General features: G+C 34.4%; 2 protein-coding genes and 2 pseudogenes. All 4 read left to right on the top strand.

The genetic code is table 11. The features are described from left to right. A pseudogene (locus tag SMIDD26_RS07595) lies at positions 1-301 on the top strand (hypothetical protein); the annotation flags it as partial. A gap of 3 nt (positions 302-304) precedes the next feature. Continuing rightward, the gene (locus tag SMIDD26_RS07590; RefSeq protein ID WP_061439728.1) at positions 305-955 is read left to right on the top strand and encodes an ABC transporter ATP-binding protein; all 651 of its coding nucleotides are present in this window, start codon (positions 305-307) and stop codon (positions 953-955) included. A 10-nt stretch (positions 956-965) separates the two neighbouring features. Then, entirely contained in the window at positions 966-1,256 is a 291-nt protein-coding gene (locus SMIDD26_RS07585; RefSeq protein WP_061439727.1) for a hypothetical protein, read from the top strand. Positions 1,257-1,401: 145 nt separating this feature from the next. After that, a pseudogene (locus SMIDD26_RS13160) lies at positions 1,402-1,666 on the top strand (hypothetical protein); the annotation flags it as partial.

Genomic DNA, 1,666 nt, shown 5'->3' with positions numbered 1-1,666 from the left:
TTCTAAATTTTTTACTCAAGATTTATTTGTCTGGTTTCTTGGTTTACTTCCGCTAGGAATTCATTTCAAAACAGTCGCACTTTTCTTTTTACTTGCTCAGTTAATGATGTTGTATTTGTTACTGTCTTATCTGATAGCACTTATTAGTGTAGGCTCTGGTTTTTCCTTTTTTCTCTATTTTTTAGCATTTGTGGGACAAGAATGGATGATGGATCATATTGTAACAGTGTATTTAGGACTCTTAAGTTTATTGGTTATCTTGATTGTTAGTCGCTTGGAAGAGAAATTTAAGAAAGGATAAACGATGAGACTTGAAATTATAAATGGACAGAAAATTTATGGGAAAAGACCTATTTTAAATCAGTTGAATTTGGTGTTTCAATCAGGAAAAATTTATGGACTTAAAGGTGATAATGGATCTGGCAAGACGGTTCTTTTAAAGGTACTTGCTGGTTATATTAAGCTTGACAAAGGAAAAGTTCTTCAAGATGGCAAAGTTTACGGGGTAAAAAATCATTATATTCAGGATGCAGGGGTTTTAATTGAAAAAGTCGAGTTTTTATCTCATTTATCCCTTAGAGAAAATTTGGAACTGTTAAGGTATTTTTCATCTAAAGTTACGGAAAAAAGAATTGCCTATTGGATTCAATACTATGATTTACAGGAATTTGAAGACGTTGAATACCGTCATTTATCCTTAGGAACAAAGCAAAAAATGGCCTTGATTCAAGCCTTTATTGCCGAACCATCTATACTCTTTCTCGATGAACCTATGAATGCTTTGGATGAGAAGAGTGTGAGGTTAACCAAACAGGTCATTTTATCTTACCTGAAAAAAGAAAATGGTCTGGTTATCCTGACGTCACACATATCGGAAGATATTTCAGACCTTTGTACAGATGTATTAGTTGTCGAAAATGGACACATACAATATTTAAAGGATATACAATTCTAGGAGGTGGCTTATGACACATCTAAAATCATTTATTACACGCTATTCTAAGGTCTATATTGGTTTAGTTCTGTTGATCTGGATTGCTTTCTTCTTTCTTCCTTGGGACAGTCCGATTCTGGGGGGAAAGATTGACCTCTTCAGCATACAGAAAGTCTTGCTAGTTTTTGGTATTCTGTCTATTTTGATGGCCTTGCTGTCCAAGAAAGTCAGTCTCTTTGTTTTTGGATTGATCTGCTGTTTTTCTCTTTGGATAAATCTATTTATCCTATTTGCGATTTTGCCGATTTTTGTTGGCAATTAAATCATCATAAAAGTCAGAGAGGTTAGCTTGGAAACTAGCCTCTTTTTCCTTTTCAAAATGGGGATTCTTCCTTGAAAATAATCAGTAATTGTGCTAAAATTAAAAGAACATTCTAAAATATTCGGAATTTAAAGTAAGGAAAAACATGGCTAATATTTTAAAAACAATTATCGAAAATGATAAAGGAGAAATCCGTCGTCTGGAAAAGATGGCTGACAAGGTTTTCAAATACGAAGACCAAATGGCTGCTTTGACTGACGACCAACTAAAAGCAAAAACAGTTGAATTTAAAGAACGTTATCAAAATGGAGAATCACTGGATTCATTGCTTTATGAAGCATTTGCGGTTGTCCGTGAGGGTGCCAAACGTGTCCTAGGTCTCTTCCCATATAAGGTTCAGGTCATGGGGG

It is taken from the genome of Streptococcus mitis, from assembly GCF_001579035.1.
GTDB lineage: Bacteria > Bacillota > Bacilli > Lactobacillales > Streptococcaceae > Streptococcus > Streptococcus mitis_J.
The sequence above is the reverse complement of the archived record's forward strand: the minus strand, read 5'-3'. Positions and strand labels throughout refer to the sequence as shown.

Coding starts and splice junctions, on each gene's coding strand:
- SMIDD26_RS07590 (WP_061439728.1), top strand. CDS start 305: ATGAGACTTGAAATTATAAATGGACAGAAAATTTATGGGAAAAGACCT.
- SMIDD26_RS07585 (WP_061439727.1), top strand. CDS start 966: ATGACACATCTAAAATCATTTATTACACGCTATTCTAAGGTCTATATT.